Origin of the sequence: Bifidobacterium sp. UTBIF-78, from assembly GCF_006408945.1 — a bacterium.
Taxonomy (GTDB): Bacteria; Actinomycetota; Actinomycetes; order Actinomycetales; family Bifidobacteriaceae; genus Bifidobacterium; species Bifidobacterium myosotis.
Window position 1 is genome coordinate 95,778 of the sequence record NZ_JFAO01000011.1, and the last position, 14,551, is coordinate 110,328.

The 14,551-nt window shown below is 58.8% G+C and carries 5 protein-coding genes, 1 tRNA gene and 1 pseudogene; 4 read left to right on the top strand and 3 right to left on the bottom strand.

What is annotated here, in order from left to right; all coding sequences use genetic code 11:
• Positions 1 to 401: 401 nt before the first annotated feature.
• The 3 genes and pseudogenes from BG22_RS03300 to BG22_RS11425 all read right to left on the bottom strand — a co-directional run.
• A tRNA-Thr gene (locus BG22_RS03300) sits at positions 402 to 475 on the bottom strand.
• 141 nt (positions 476 to 616) lie between these two features.
• Positions 617 to 1,579 (bottom strand): thioredoxin domain-containing protein, encoded by a 963-nt coding sequence (locus BG22_RS03305; RefSeq protein ID WP_140493168.1) that lies wholly within the window; start codon positions 1,577 to 1,579, stop codon positions 617 to 619.
• A 1,746-nt stretch (positions 1,580 to 3,325) separates the two neighbouring features.
• Positions 3,326 to 4,348 (bottom strand): annotated as a pseudogene (locus BG22_RS11425) (serine/threonine-protein kinase); the annotation flags it as partial.
• A gap of 736 nt (positions 4,349 to 5,084) precedes the next feature.
• On the opposite strand from BG22_RS11425, the gene BG22_RS03315 reads away from it, so the two are divergent.
• The 4 genes from BG22_RS03315 (at position 5,085) to BG22_RS03330 (ending at position 13,506) form a co-directional block, all read left to right on the top strand.
• Positions 5,085 to 8,036, top strand: a complete 2,952-nt coding sequence (locus BG22_RS03315; protein ID WP_140493173.1) for a glycoside hydrolase family 3 protein — start codon at positions 5,085 to 5,087, stop codon at positions 8,034 to 8,036.
• A gap of 373 nt (positions 8,037 to 8,409) precedes the next feature.
• Positions 8,410 to 9,111 carry a LytTR family DNA-binding domain-containing protein gene (locus BG22_RS03320; RefSeq protein WP_181163351.1) on the top strand — a complete coding sequence of 234 codons (702 nt, stop codon included), beginning with the start codon at positions 8,410 to 8,412 and terminating at the stop codon, positions 9,109 to 9,111.
• A 3-nt stretch (positions 9,112 to 9,114) separates the two neighbouring features.
• Positions 9,115 to 10,401 carry an ATP-binding protein gene (locus BG22_RS03325; protein ID WP_140493179.1) on the top strand — a complete coding sequence of 429 codons (1,287 nt, stop codon included), beginning with the start codon at positions 9,115 to 9,117 and terminating at the stop codon, positions 10,399 to 10,401.
• A gap of 186 nt (positions 10,402 to 10,587) precedes the next feature.
• Positions 10,588 to 13,506 carry a glycoside hydrolase family 3 N-terminal domain-containing protein gene (locus BG22_RS03330; protein WP_140493182.1) on the top strand — a complete coding sequence of 973 codons (2,919 nt, stop codon included), beginning with the start codon at positions 10,588 to 10,590 and terminating at the stop codon, positions 13,504 to 13,506.
• Positions 13,507 to 14,551: the final 1,045 nt, after the last annotated feature.

Below are 14,551 nucleotides of genomic sequence, written 5' to 3' on the forward strand. Positions count from 1 at the left end.
GCCACCATCGTAATGGTTGGGGCTGCCGCGCGGCCGCCTCGGCCGGTCACCGTCACCATTCCTGCCCGGTTCGTCCGGCGATTACACCGTTGATTGCAGCCTTGCGCTTCGTGCTTCGCGATGTTCGCGCGTGCGTTACGGGACCGGGGTGCCGAAGTGCTCTCAAGAGCCCGGGGAACTGAACTGCGGATCTTTTCGACATAAAGAGATAAAGAAGAAGGGGGCGGGAGAGAAGGGGATGTTCCCGCCCCCTGAAGGTGCGGAGCTAGTTGGGGGGACGCTCCGCCCTACTCCAGGAAGCCCATAGTTGGGGGAAGGCTCCTGGATTACTTACTCAAGGCAAGAATTCAGTGCGCAGAAAAACCACGCATATCAATCATACGCTTTTTTCTTACGCGACGAGCCTCTTGTCGGGATCGAACCGACGACCTGCCGCTTACAAGGCGGCCGCTCTGGCCATCTGAGCTAAAGAGGCGTGTTGCCCAACGTCAACCGTTTGGAACAACTGAATAGCATACCAGCAGTCCCCGAGTTCGGGGTGCCTGTGTCGGGGGTGCCGCCGCATCGTGGGGCGATGCCGCGGCACCCGCTGTGACGGATGCCGCCGTAAGACGAATCAGGCGGTGAGGCTGATCGGCTTGCCGTCGGCGCCGATGGAGGGCAGCTTACCCTCCACGCCCACCTGATCGGAGCTGAGGCCCACGGCCTTGAGGAAGCCGTCGACCATGGTGGTGTCCGCTGCGGAAATCTGGCTCAGAGCCCAGTATTCACCGTTGATGGTGAGCGTGGGGGAGGAGAACACGCCGGACGTGGAGAACAGCTCGGGGCGCAGCACCGTGTAGTTGTTCGAGGCGGTGAGCCAATCCACGTACTCGTTCTTGCCACTGAACGCGGCCGCGGCCACATCCTTGCTCACACCGGCCTTGACGGCCTGTTCCTCGAGCTTGCTGTTATCGACCGGCACATAGTTCGACAGCTCGCCGGGCTGGAAGTCCGAGGCGTAGATGTTGTACAGGTAGTCCATGAGATGGTTCGGATCGTCGTCGTGCTCGGCGATGTAGATCGCGCCGTTGAACGCGCGGTTGGAGTAGTTGTCGGAGCTCTTGTTGTCCTGGAAGTTGAGGAAGTGCAGCTCGAGGTTGAGCTGTCCGGCGTCCATGAGCTTGACGAGTGTGGGGTCGAGCTGCTGGTTCACGGCGGCGCAGCCCGGGCACAGCGGTTCCATGTAGATGCCGACGGTGGGTACGCCCTCCACCTTCTGGCCGTAGCCCTTGTCGGAGACGAGGAAGCCGGCTTTGTCGTCGGCTTTGGCCGGCTTGGTGTCCACGGCCTCGAGCTTGCTGTAGGCCTCGTTGACATCGCCGCTGGCGCTGGAGCTGCTGTTGGTGATGGCGCGGTAGACGAAGAATCCGCCGACCGCCACCAGCACCACAACGAGGGCCACCACGATGATGCCGATGATGGTCTGCTGCTTGCGTTCCTTGGCCGCCTGCTCGGCCCTGGCTCGCTGTGCCGCCTCCTCTGCCGCACGGCGCTCGGCGCGCGTGACACGCTTGGCCTGACGCTTTGGATCTGCCATGAATATCCCCCTGAAACAGTTCGATGGATGTGGCCCATCATAATGTCCGGCCCTGAGGAGGACTGCGCTCAGAGCGCATCCAAGATGAATTTCAGGTAAAAGTGGCGTATTCGCGGGCTTATCCCCGCACTGGCTGTGCCATCCGAATGGCACACTGTGTCACACCGCTCACACCAGCGGCGTCCAGTCGATTGGATTGCCGGCCAACGGCATCGCGATCATGGCCACGGTGACGACCAGCCAGATGGCGAACAGCACGGTGTCGCGTCGGCCACCCTTGGACCCGGCGTTGCCGGTAGATGCCGGTGCCGGCCGTACGACGGGCAGTCCATTCGGGCCGATGACCGGTGCCGCGTGCGCCGCCGGGGCGGGGGCCTGAGCCGTGTCGGTCAGCAATGCCTCTCCGGCCGCCGTAATGCCATCCTTGCGCAACGCGGTCCCTTTCCGGATGCCGCGTAATACGCCGGCACCCAGCCGAATGTTTGCGGATTGCGGGCCGAATACGGTGACCAGCCATCCTGCGGCCATGAATCCAGCCAACGTCAGCCCGGAGGCGGACGCCGGTATATCGGTGAAGATGGGCATCGGCAGGGACCACGGGCCGATGGGCAGTTGGGCGGTCTCCACGGGTAGATTCAGCAGCATCGCGGCGATGGCCGACCCAACCGCGCATATGACGGTGATAAGGGCCATTCTGGGCAGTGTCAGCAGCAGTCCTTTGAGCAGATGCCACGGCAAGGTGGCTGCGCGGACCAGGGAATCAGAGCCTTTGCGCTCGCCGCCGCGCTTGCTTTCTCGATCCAGTTGCGAGCTGGCGTCACAGGCAAGCGTCAGCATCAGCCAGAGCATCGCCGCGGCGACGAACAGGGCGATGACCGGCAGGTTCGCGGTTAATGCGGCCAGTGGCAGGGCGATGAACCACAGCGGCATCGTGCCGATGCTGAGGTATGCGTTGCGGCGGATGTCCGACGGATTGGGTGCGGACTGCGCCTGTACCAAGGCTTCGGTGGGGGAGACCTGCGCGGTGTGGTCGATCATGCGCTGCAGGGCCGGTCGGATGGACGGGTCGGCGACGGTGGGCTGCGCGTCCGGTGCTGTCGCGTACTGCCCGTACGGCTGGGTGGGACGGGCGTATGGGGTGTGCTGGCCGTACTGGTTGTATTGACCATATTGACTGTACGGCCCATACGAATCGGCGCTCCGACTGTCATTCGAACCGAACGGGGGCTCGGTCGTTCCGTATTGCGGGTTGAACGGATCGGAGGAGTCATATTGCGCCGGCTGCGGCCTTATGGGGGTGGTCGATGGCGGCGTGGCGGGCCGCGGCATGGGCGTCGTGCCGGCCACGCCGCGCCCGGCATGGACTTCGGTCGACTCAGGGCTCGGGGATGATGCCTGTCCTGCCCGTCCCACCAATGTGCGCGCCGACCGGGCATATGCGTCGGCAGGGTGCGATGCGCTCGCTGGTGCTGGTGCTGGTGCTGGTGCTGGTGCTGGTGCTGGCGCTGGCGCGGCCGTCGTCATGATCATGGTCATTGGAGGTGGCGGCGGACCGGCGGCCAACGCCTCGGTGCGGATGATGTCGGCGTCATCCTGCGCGCGCCAGATGGTGCGCGGATTGTCGAGGTCGATTCCGTGCTTTGCGGCGATTCCGCGCGTTCCGGTGGCGGCATGCGCCGAGGATTCCACACCGGGATCAAGCCCCGAATCAGAATCCGGCGTCGCCTTCGTGGCGGAGAGGCTTGGGCCAAAAGGGCGCATCGCCTCGGCCGCATCACTGCCATTGGTGCTACCGGCTGCGATGGCGGCGCCTCCGACGATTGCCCCGGCTCCGAACGGGCCGGCCTGCGCGCCTTGCCAGGCGGCGGGATTCAGCGCGTCCAGGGCGATGGCCTGCAACAGCTGTTCCGGCGTGCAACGCTTCGCCCGGTCGGGGTTCAGCGCCGACCGGAAGGCCGCAAGCGTACCGGCCGGAAGACCGGTGAGATTCGCGTTGCCGGAGGCCGCGCGTTCCAGCACGGCCATCATCGGCTTGGTGCCGAACACGGGTGCGCCGGTCGCGGCGAACGCGAGCACTGACGCCACCGACCACCAGTCGGTCGCCTCGTCCGATTCCGCGCCTTCGATGATTTCCGGGGCGATGAAGCCGGGCGTGCCCATCACCAGACCCGTGCGGGTCACATGGCTTTCGCCCTCGCCCATCGCGATGCCGAAATCGACGAGCACCGGGCCGGATGCCGAGACCATCACATTGGTGGGCTTGATGTCGCGGTGGACGATGCCGACCGCATGTACGGCACGTACCGCTTCGATGAGCTTGCGGGCCAGGCGTTCGAGGCCGTCGCCGATGTAGCGGCCGTTCACGGCCACGTCGTCCTTGAGGTTGCGCCCCTCGATGAGTTCGGTGACGATGAATGCCAGCGAATCGTCCAGTTCCATATCCACGATGCCGCACACGCCCGGATGATTGACCTTCTTCAGGGCCATGGCCTCGCGGCGCAGACGCTCGCGCGGGGTGACGTCCGGTTTGAGATTGGGGTCCTGCTCGACGGACGCGCCGGAGCCGGGCATGCCGGATCCTGACGCATCCTCGGACTCCTCGGCGAGCGAGTCGCGCAGTATCTTCATCGCGTAGTAGGCGCCGCCATCGTCGCGCACGCGCCACACCGAACCCATGGCACCCGAACCGAGACGTGAAATCAGCGTATAGCCGCCTACGATTTCGCCGGGTTCGAGATTCAATGCGTTCAGATCGCTCATGGTCCCCATCCTAGCCGTGCAAACGTGGGCGTGCCGTGATACCTGCGGATGACGTCTACAGAGATGTCTACAGAGCAAAGGGCATGTCCCTGCCTCATCGAGGGCATCGTGTTGTTAATCGTGAGTTGCGGTGCCGGTGAGGCATGTCTCTGCTTCATCGAGGGCGTGCTGTGATACCGGTTGGTGAACATCGCCGGGCCCTTGGCGTCACGTTGTGCCTTCTACAGTGCCCGGCGGTGTCGCTGCTGGCCCACGGTGTAGGGATTGTCCCACGGTGTAGGGAATTGCCCACCGTGTAGGGAAAATCCCATGGTGTAGGGATGCAAAATGGCTTTATTCCGCGGATGGTAAAATTTTTCTCCCTACACGGTGGGATTTTCCCTACACGGTGGACCGTTCCCTACACCGTGGGGCGTGGTGCGGCGGCGTGGTGCGGCGGCGATGCATGCCGTTTACGTATTTAATAGTGCCGTTTACGCGGTGAACAAGGTGTTGCCGGCGTGCATGTGGTAGCAGATTATGCGCGTGAAATGACAGGATGGGTGTATCGGCGCATCCGGTCGGCGCAAATCTGAGAATCTAAGGTCATCGGCATCAAGGACGTGTCAGCGAAGCGACCCAATGGTGAGCCAAGCGGACGTTCCCACGGACGGCAAGGTGCAAGGGCAGTGCCCGGCCATCCGCACAAGGCCTCGATAACGGTATCGAAGCCATGCCGCGACAGTAAGAATCAAGGAGGAGAACCATGCTTAGCATCAATTGGAGCGACGTCTGGAATGTCGTCGCCTCGGTTATGCCGCAGCTCATCGCCATCGGCGTTGTACTGGTGTTGGCGCTTGCGCTGACCATCGGCATCAACAAGAAGACCGTCAAGAACGTAGGTACCCGCAAGCTTATCCACTCCGAGTCCTGGCTGGTGTTCCTGGTCGCCGTGGTCGTGGCGGTATCCATGATGCTGTTCGGCCCGCTGGCTTCGCTGCTCAACAGCGCCACCGCCACCAAGTACGAACTTTCGCAGACCACCATCTCCAACGCCAGCAAGCTGGCCAAGGAGATTCAGGCCGAGGCCATCACCATGCTCAAGAACGAGGATGGCAACCTGCCGCTGGCCAACAAGAAGGTCAACGTGTTCGGCTGGGGCTCTACGAATCCGGTCTATGGCGGTACGGGTTCCGGCTCGATGAACCAGAACTACGAGACCACCTCCCTGCTTGACGGACTCAAGGAGGCCGGCATCGAGACCAACGCCGACCTGAGCAAGCTGTACACCGACTATCGTTCCGACCGTCCGGTCGTGGCCATGGCCGAGCAGGATTGGACCCTGCCTGAGGTGCCGGCCGACCAGTATTCCGACTCGCTGATCTCCCAGGCCAAGAGCTTCTCCGACGAGGCCGTCGTGGTCATCACGCGTGTGGGCGGCGAGGGTGCCGATCTGCCTCTCAACATGAAGGCCAAGGGCATCACCTACACCAACAACTCCAAGGATTACGAGGACTTCAAGGACGGCGAGAGCTTCCTGGAGCTGAGCCAGACCGAGAAGAACATGATCGATCTGGTCACAAAGAACTTCGACAAGGTGACCGTCGTCTACAACGGTGCAAACGCGTTCGAACTGGGCTTCGTCGATCAGTATCCGCAGATCAAGTCCGTGCTGTGGTGCCCGCCCGCCGGCCAGACCGGCTTCTCGGCCCTCGGTGACGTGCTTGCTGGCGAGACCAATCCGTCCGGCAAGACTTCCGATACCTTTGTCAAGGATTTGACCACCCAGCCGAGCTATAACAACTTCGGCAACTTCAAGTACGACAACATGAGCGAATTCCCGACCGAGAACTTCGAGGAAGGCGAGACCTCCCCGGCGTTCGTCAACTACGTCGAGGGCATCTACGTGGGCTACAAGTACTGGGAGACCGCTGCAGACGAGGGTGCGATCAATTACGACGACTACGTGCAGTACCCGTTCGGCTATGGCCTGTCCTACACCACGTTCGACCAGAAGATGGGCGACGTGACCTATTCCGGCGGCAAGGTCAGCTTTGACGTGACCGTGACCAACACCGGCGACAAGGCCGGCAAGGACGTGGTCGAGGTCTACTACAATCCGCCGTACACCAACGGCGGCATTGAGAAGGCGTCCACGAACCTTGTGGCCTTCGAGAAGACCAAGGAGCTCGCTCCGGGGGCCTCCGAGACCGTAAAGATCGAGTTCGACGACGATGACATGGCCTCCTACGACGCCAAGGGCGCGAAGGCCTACGTGCTGGAAAAGGGCGATTACGACATCTCCATCCAGTCCGATTCCCACACGACCATCGCCGAGAAGACCATCACCGTGGATGATACGGTGACCTACAACTCGGACTCCAACACCCACAACGGCGACAAGACCGTGGCCACCAACGTGTTCGACGATGCGACCGGTGACGAGCTCGGCATCACCTACCTCTCGCGTGCCGACCACTTCGCCAACTACAAGAAGGCCACTGCCGCCCCGGCCACCTACACGCTGCCGGAGGACCTCAAGGCCAACTTCCGTAACAACTCCAACTACAAGGCCTCCGAAACCAACAACGATTCGGATGAGATGCCGACCACCGGCACCAAGAACGGCGTCCGTCTGGCCGATTTGACCGGCAAGGATTACGACGATCCGCTGTGGAACCAGCTGCTCGACCAGCTGACCTTCGACGAGATGGACAACCTCATCGCCTTCGGCGGCTACGGCACCCAGGCCGTGAACTCCATCGGCAAGATCGCTCTGACCGACGTCGATGGCCCGGCCTCCCTGAACAACAACTTCACCGGCGTTGGCTCGATCGGCTTCCCGTCGTCCACCTCTGTGGCCTGCACTTGGAACAAGGATCTCGCTAAGCAGTTCGGTGACGGCATCGGCAACATGGCCCACGACATGCATGTCGCCGGCTGGTACGCCCCCGCCATGAACATCCATCGCAACGCCTTCGCAGGCCGTAACTTCGAGTACTTCTCTGAAGATGCCCTGCTCTCCGGCACGATGGCTTCCCAGCAGGTGGCCGGTGCTCAGGCCAAGGGCGTGTACGCCTTCATGAAGCACTTCGCTCTGAACGATCAGGAGACGAACCGATTGAGCGAGCTCAACACTTGGGCCAACGAGCAGTCGATTCGTGAAATCTACCTGAAGCCATTCGAGATGAGTGTCAAGGAAGGCGGCGCAGGCGCCGTGATGAGCTCCTTCAACTACATCGGCACCGAATGGGCCGGCTCCCACGCCGGTCTGCTCAACACCGTCCTTCGCGACGAGTGGGGCTTCCGTGGCATGGTCCTGACCGACTACTTCGGCGGCTACGGCTACCAGAACGCTGATCGTGCCATCCGTGGCGGCAACGACGTGATGCTCGCCACCACTGACGTGACCAACCACATCACCGACAAGTCCGCCACCTCCATCAAGGCCATGCGTACCGCCTCGCACAACATCCTCTACACAGCCGCCAACAGCTGGCTGTACGAGAACGGCGAGCCGGACGTGCCGACCCCGATCTGGAAGACCATCACCTACGTGGTCTGGGGCGTGACCGCCGTGCTGGTGATCGGTCTTGAGATTCTGACCGTCCAGAAGTACCTCAAGCGTCGCAAGCTGGCTGTGGCCGGTGCTGAGAGTGGTGCTACCACTGCTGATGCCGGCGCTCCGGACGTCCCGTCCCCGATCGCCGAGGCCTAAGCGGCTGCGGAATCGACGAAGCCTCGTCTGGCTCTCCCCTAGTAAGGGGAGCCAGACGGTTGGCGGAGTGTCCCGATGTGTCATCAGGGCCTTTGGCTCCCCTTGTCAGGGAAACTGGCAGCGACTCTGACTGAGGGCAGTCATCGCTATTCCTGTGACTTGTCCCCGACGAGGCGCTCCAACGGGGACCCTGGCTGAAACTGGATGACACTATTACGAAACGGCTTGCACCATCTTTGGGCGAGCCGTTTCGCATATGCAAAACTGGAGGGGGAAAGCATCCGCGTTGGCGTTTCCCAGCGGGGAAGACCTTCATGGAGCCTATGAGAGGAGCTGCTGGCTTCCACAGCTCAGAGGAGGGGGATGGTTGCCGATGATTCACATCGCAATCGTCGACGATGACGATACCGATGCCAACCGTACGTCGGAAATGATCGATCGCTACTATGACGGCGATCATAGCCAATACGCAATCACTCGCTTTGCGGACGGCGAGGCTTTCCTGGATGGCTACAAGGCAGGATTCGACGCGCTTTTTCTGGACGTTGAAATGCCCGGCATCGATGGGCTCGAGACGGCACACCGGCTACGTGAGATCGATGACCATGTGGTGTTGGTATTCACCACCAAAATGGCCCAATACGCGGCGATTGGGTATGACGTGGATGCCATCGGATACCTTGTTAAACCCATTGATTACTTCGGATTCGCACTGAAAATGCGCAAGGTAGAGGACTTGGTCGCCAAGCGTCAGGGCGTCACCATCCCGTTGACCGTGGGTACCGGCACCCAGTTCCTCTCCTCGCATGACGTGCGTTACGTGGAGGTGCTCGGCCACGAGGTCATCTATCACACGGCCGACACCGCCTATAAGGTTTGGAGCAGCCTCAAGGAAGCGGCGGCGTTGCTTGAGCCCGTGCATTTCGCTGCAGCCAGTCGCTACTGCCTAGTCAACCTCGAATGGGTCAAAGCCGTGACAGGCGACAGTGTGATGGTAGACAGCATCACACTGCCCGTCTCCCGCTCCAAGCGCAAGCCCCTCATGCAGGCCCTCGCCGCCTATTACGGAGGGTGAGCAATGCTTACTTTGGTTACTTTCCAACTGTTGCTTGGCATGCTGGTGTTTTGCGCTCATATATCGTGGCGGAGATCTTGGAGGATATTGATACTACCAGTTTCGGCTTTGATACTTGACATGCTGTATGTTCCGTTTATTCTTCCGTGGGATGTGCAGGATATTTCAATAGCTGGAATCGCAATCAAATCAGCATATTTCGTGACTTGCTGCGTTGTTATGGCAGTCGCTTTGCACTGCTGTGCCCGCGTGACTCGACTGGAATCGATGATTATTGTAGTGGGTGGATATTCGCTGCAGCATATATCATATAATCTGTTTGCTTTGGTGGTGAATATGTGGCCAGCGGGTGCACCGTCCTGGCAGTACACTGTGACAATTGTGGCCATTCTTTTGGTGGTATGTGGTTTGGCATACTTGTGCGTGGGGCGGAATTTTTCCGTGGATGAAGAGAAGACCAGAAGTCGAACAGGCTGGGTTGCTGCCTGCATGGCCGCAATCGTACTTATGGTGGTGTTCAGCATGGTATTTGTGCAGAAAAAACCATTAGAAGTACAAACAGTGGGATATGTGTATGACTCGATTTGCGTAGTACTGCTGCTGGCTCTTTTGGTGTTCGCGTCGGCGAACAGCCGCCTGTATAGCGACTTGATGACCATGCGTCAGGTTGATCGGCTCAAAGCCGAGCATTATGAACTGGCCAAGGAGAACATTGATCTAATCAATATGCGATGCCATGATATACGTAAAATGGTGGGTTCCCTGTATGCCGATGATGGCAGGATACCGACATCCGACATGATTAACAAGGTTCAGGAAAACATACGGATTTACGATGCGATGTTTCATACTGGTAATGATTCCCTCGATGTGTTGCTGACTGAAAAAAGTCTGTATTGCTCTTCGCATGGTATAACATTTACCTGTATAGCTGATGGCAACAAGTTGAAATTCATGGATAGTTCTGATTTATACTCGCTGTTCGGTAACATCATTGACAATGCAATAGAAAGTGTGCAACATATTGCCGATGTCGGTCAGCGAGTTATCAACATATCGGTTGCTGCAGAAAAACAATTATTGGTAATTCGTGAAGATAATTATTATGCCGATGCTTATGCTCCGATTATGAACAAAGGGGTGTTGGTCACCTCAAAAAAAGATTCGGTGAATCATGGTTTCGGTATGAAATCGATTTCATGGCAAGTTCACAAGTATCACGGTGAAATGACCATCAGTGCCAACCATAATGTCTTTGTGATATCTATCGTATTGCCGATTCCGCGCTGATCGGTTGCTTATACGGGCCACGTTGCTATTCGTGCGCTTACTCTGACCTCTCGTGCGATGTCCGCTGTGTGTCTCGTTCCGTTATTCCTATCGTAATGATGTCGATGCGACAAGGGCTTGTCGGCAAAGTGGCTGATTGGCACATTGCGGCCCACGCGTGGACAAAGAAGAATAGGAGAACAGGTCATGCTGGATATCAATATGTCCGACGTGATTGCCGTACTGAGCTCGCTGGTACCGTATCTCGTGGTACTGGGCGTGGTGTTGGTCGCGGCGATTATCATTACTTTTGCGGTCAACAAGAAGACCGTGAAGGATGTCAGTGTACGCAAGCTGATTCATTCCGAATCCTGGCTTGTGGTGTTGGTCGCTGCTACGGTGGCCATTGCGTTGATGCTCACGGGTCCGATGGCCACGCTGCTCAACAACGCCACCGCCAAGAAGTACAAGCTGAGCGACGAGACCATCGCCACGGCGAATGCGCAGGCGCAGGAGCTGTACGGTGAGGCCGTCACCATGCTTCAGAACAATGACGGCAATCTGCCGCTCACCGGCACCAACAAGCTTAATGTGTTCGGTTGGGGCTCCACGCAGCCGATTCTCGGTGGCTCCGGTTCCGGCTCCATGTCGAACGAACATCCGATGGCCTCTATTCTCAGCGGTCTGAAGCAGGCGGGCTTCGAAACCAATAGCGCGCTGACCGACCTATACACCAAGTACCGTGCCGAACGTCCGGTGCTGAACATGTTCCAGCAGGATTGGACCCTGCCCGAAGTGCCGGCCGATCAGTATTCCGATTCCCTGATCTCCGACGCCAAGTCGTTCTCTGATGAGGCCATGGTGGTCATCACCCGCTTCGGTGGCGAGAACGCCGATCTGCCGCGCGACATGAAGGCGGAAGGCGTCACGTACGTCAACAATTCCAAGGATTATGAGGACTACAAGCAGGGCGAGAGCATTCTGCAGCTGAGCCAGACCGAACGCAATATGCTCGATCTGGTCACCAAGAACTTCGACAAGGTCACGCTGGTCTACAACGGCTCTAATCCGCTTCAGTTCGACTTCCTCGCGAACTACCCGCAGATCAAGTCCGTGCTGTGGTGCCCGCCCGCAGGCCAGACCGGCTTCAATGCGTTGGGCGACATCCTCGCCGGTAAGGTCAACCCGTCCGGTAAGACCTCCGACACCTTCCTCAAGGACGTGCGCAGCACACCTACTCTGAACAACATCGGCAACTTCCCGTATGACAACGTCGAGGACATGAGCGCCAAGGTGAGCTTTGCCGGCAGCGAGTACATGTCCAGCCCGACGTTCGTGAACTACGTTGAGGGCATCTACGTGGGCTATAAGTTCTACGAGACCGCGGCCGACGAGGGTGCCATCGACTATGACGAGCTGGTGCAGTACCCGTTCGGCTATGGTCTGTCCTATACGACGTTCGACCAGAAGATGGGTGATGTGACGTATGCGGATGGCAAGGTATCGTTCGATGTCACGGTGACGAACACTGGTGACGTGGCCGGCAAGGATGTGGTGGAGGCGTACTACAACCCTCCGTACACCGATGGCGGCATCGAGAAGGCTTCCGTGAATCTGGTGGCGTTCGAGAAGACTAAGGAATTGGCTCCGGGCGAGTCCGAGACCGTGAGCATCGAGTTCGATGATGATGACATGGCCTCCTATGATTCCAAAGATGCGAAGGCGTATGTGCTGGAGCAGGGCGACTATGAGGTGTCCATCCAGTCCGATTCCCATACGGTGATCGATTCGGCTACGGTGAACGTGCCGGAGACCATCACGTATGACACCGAAGACAACACGCATGATGGTGACAAGACCGTGGCCACCAACCAGTTCGACGATGCCGAGGGCGACGTGACCTACCTGTCCCGCGCCGACCACTTCGCCAACCTCAAGGAAGCTGTTGCCGCGCCCACTAGCATGTCCATGTCGGACGAGGTCAAAAAGGAGTTCACCAACAACGACATCTACAAGCCATCCGAACACGACGATTCTTCTGATGAGATGCCGACCACCGGCGCCAAGAACGGCGTGCGTCTGGCCGAGTTGCGCGGCAAGGACTACGACGATCCGCAGTGGGACAAGCTGCTCGACCAGCTGACCTTTGACGACATGGAGAACATGATCTCCATGGCCGGATACGGTACCGCTGCAATCGACAGCATCGGCAAGATCAAGCTCACCGATCTTGACGGCCCGGCTGCGCTCATCAACAACTTCACCGGTGTCAGCTCCATCGCGTTCCCGTCCGCTGTGGGCATCGCGAACACGTGGAACAAGGATCTCGCCACCGAATTCGGCAAGACCTTGGGCAAGATGGCGCGTGAGATGCACGTCGACGGCTGGTATGCGCCGGGTATGAACATTCACCGCTCCCCATTCTCGGGCCGCAACTTCGAGTACTTCTCCGAAGACGCATTGCTTTCCGGAGTGATGGCGGCAGGCGAAGTGGCAGGCGCCCGTTCGCAGGGCGTGTATTCCTTCATCAAGCACTTCGCGCTGAATGATCAGGAGACCAACCGTACCGCCATGCTGGTTACTTGGGCCAATGAGCAGTCCATCCGCGAAATCTATCTCAAGCCGTTTGAGATGGCGGTGAAGGACGGTGGCGCGCAGGCTGTGATGACCGCGTACAACTACATTGGACCGACCTATGCCGGTGCCAATCCCGCGCTGCTTAACACTGTGCTGCGCGACGAGTGGGGCTTCCGTGGATTCACTCTCACGGATTACTTCGCCGGCTTTGGCTACCAGAACGCCGATCAGGAAATCCGCAACGGCGGCGACGCGATGCTCGCCACCATGGATGTCACCAACCATGTGACCAGCAAGTCGGCCACATCCGTGAAGGCCATGCGTACTGCCTCGCACAACATCCTGTACACCGCGGTGAACAGCTGGCAGTACGAGAACGGTGAGCCGAAGGTAACTATGCCAGTGTGGAAGACCGGTATGTGGATCGGCGTGGCGATAGTCGCCGTGCTGGTGATCGGTCTTGAGGTTCTGACCATTCAGAAGTACCTCAAGCGCCGCAAGCAGGTTGTCGTCTCGGTTGACGCGCCCACGCCGGTCGCTCAGGCCTGACTCGGTTGCGTCGGCAGGCAAGCCAACCGATGAGGCCTTTGCCCGATAACTGAATAACGAAACGGCTCGCTCCATCTTCGGGCGAGCCGTTTCGTATATGCAACGTTTAAGGGAGAAGCGGGGCAGCCTGCGCGCGGCGGGTCACTTCCGCTATCCAGCTACGAAATAATTGAATATCGCTGAATAGCACAGCCGAATCCGATGCTGATCATCGTTGCCCTTTGATGACTGCACTGGATTCGGCTGTTTTCATTACGACGTTGTGCTGCTGCTTTGGTTATGTGCGGTTTGGTGGGGCGGATAAGCGGGACAGTAGGCGATTACCGCGCTGTGCGAAACAAACGTGGCATCGGGTTAGTGCCCTGCCCGCTCATACCGGAATCGTCTCCAGAGAGAATGAGCCGGTATCCTTGTCGATGTCTCCAGTGGTGGAAGTCAGCCCGTAGATATCTTTAAGGCACCAGGAGGCATAGATTGGCAAATACGTTATCCTGCCCTCATGCTCCACATTGCCGCAGGAGAGACAGTGCGACTCGATCGATGCGACGTTGCTGCCGCATTGGTTGTTGGCAGGTTTGCATGCGGGTGAATTTATGGGAAACACGCCGACGCGCAACAAGTAATACCTATTTTTCGGTTGCTGGCGGCGGTATATTGGCAGTAACGGAGGTCGAGAACGCTGTTTTCGACACGCCGGGGGAATGCCGTCGTTTCAACGGTTTTTGCGTGGTTTTCGTGTGCCGGTTTGCGTTCCTGTTCGTGTTCGTGTAAGTTACTTCCTTGCTGCCGCTGAGCGGTCTGGTTGATTCCTTCTTGTTGGTTTTGCCGGGCTGGTTTGTGTGTGGTGGTGGTTTGAGAACTCAAGAGCGTGTTTGTACTACTTCTTTATAGTCAATGATTGCCAGTCCGATGCCTGCCTGCTGGTTTGTTCCGGTGGGTGCCCGAGGGGGTTGAATGGTGTCGGGGTTTTGTGTGAGAGATTCTTTTCCTTATTAAGGATTTTTCTCGTCTTTTTTGTTTTGGGAGTCATCTGTCGATGCTCTTT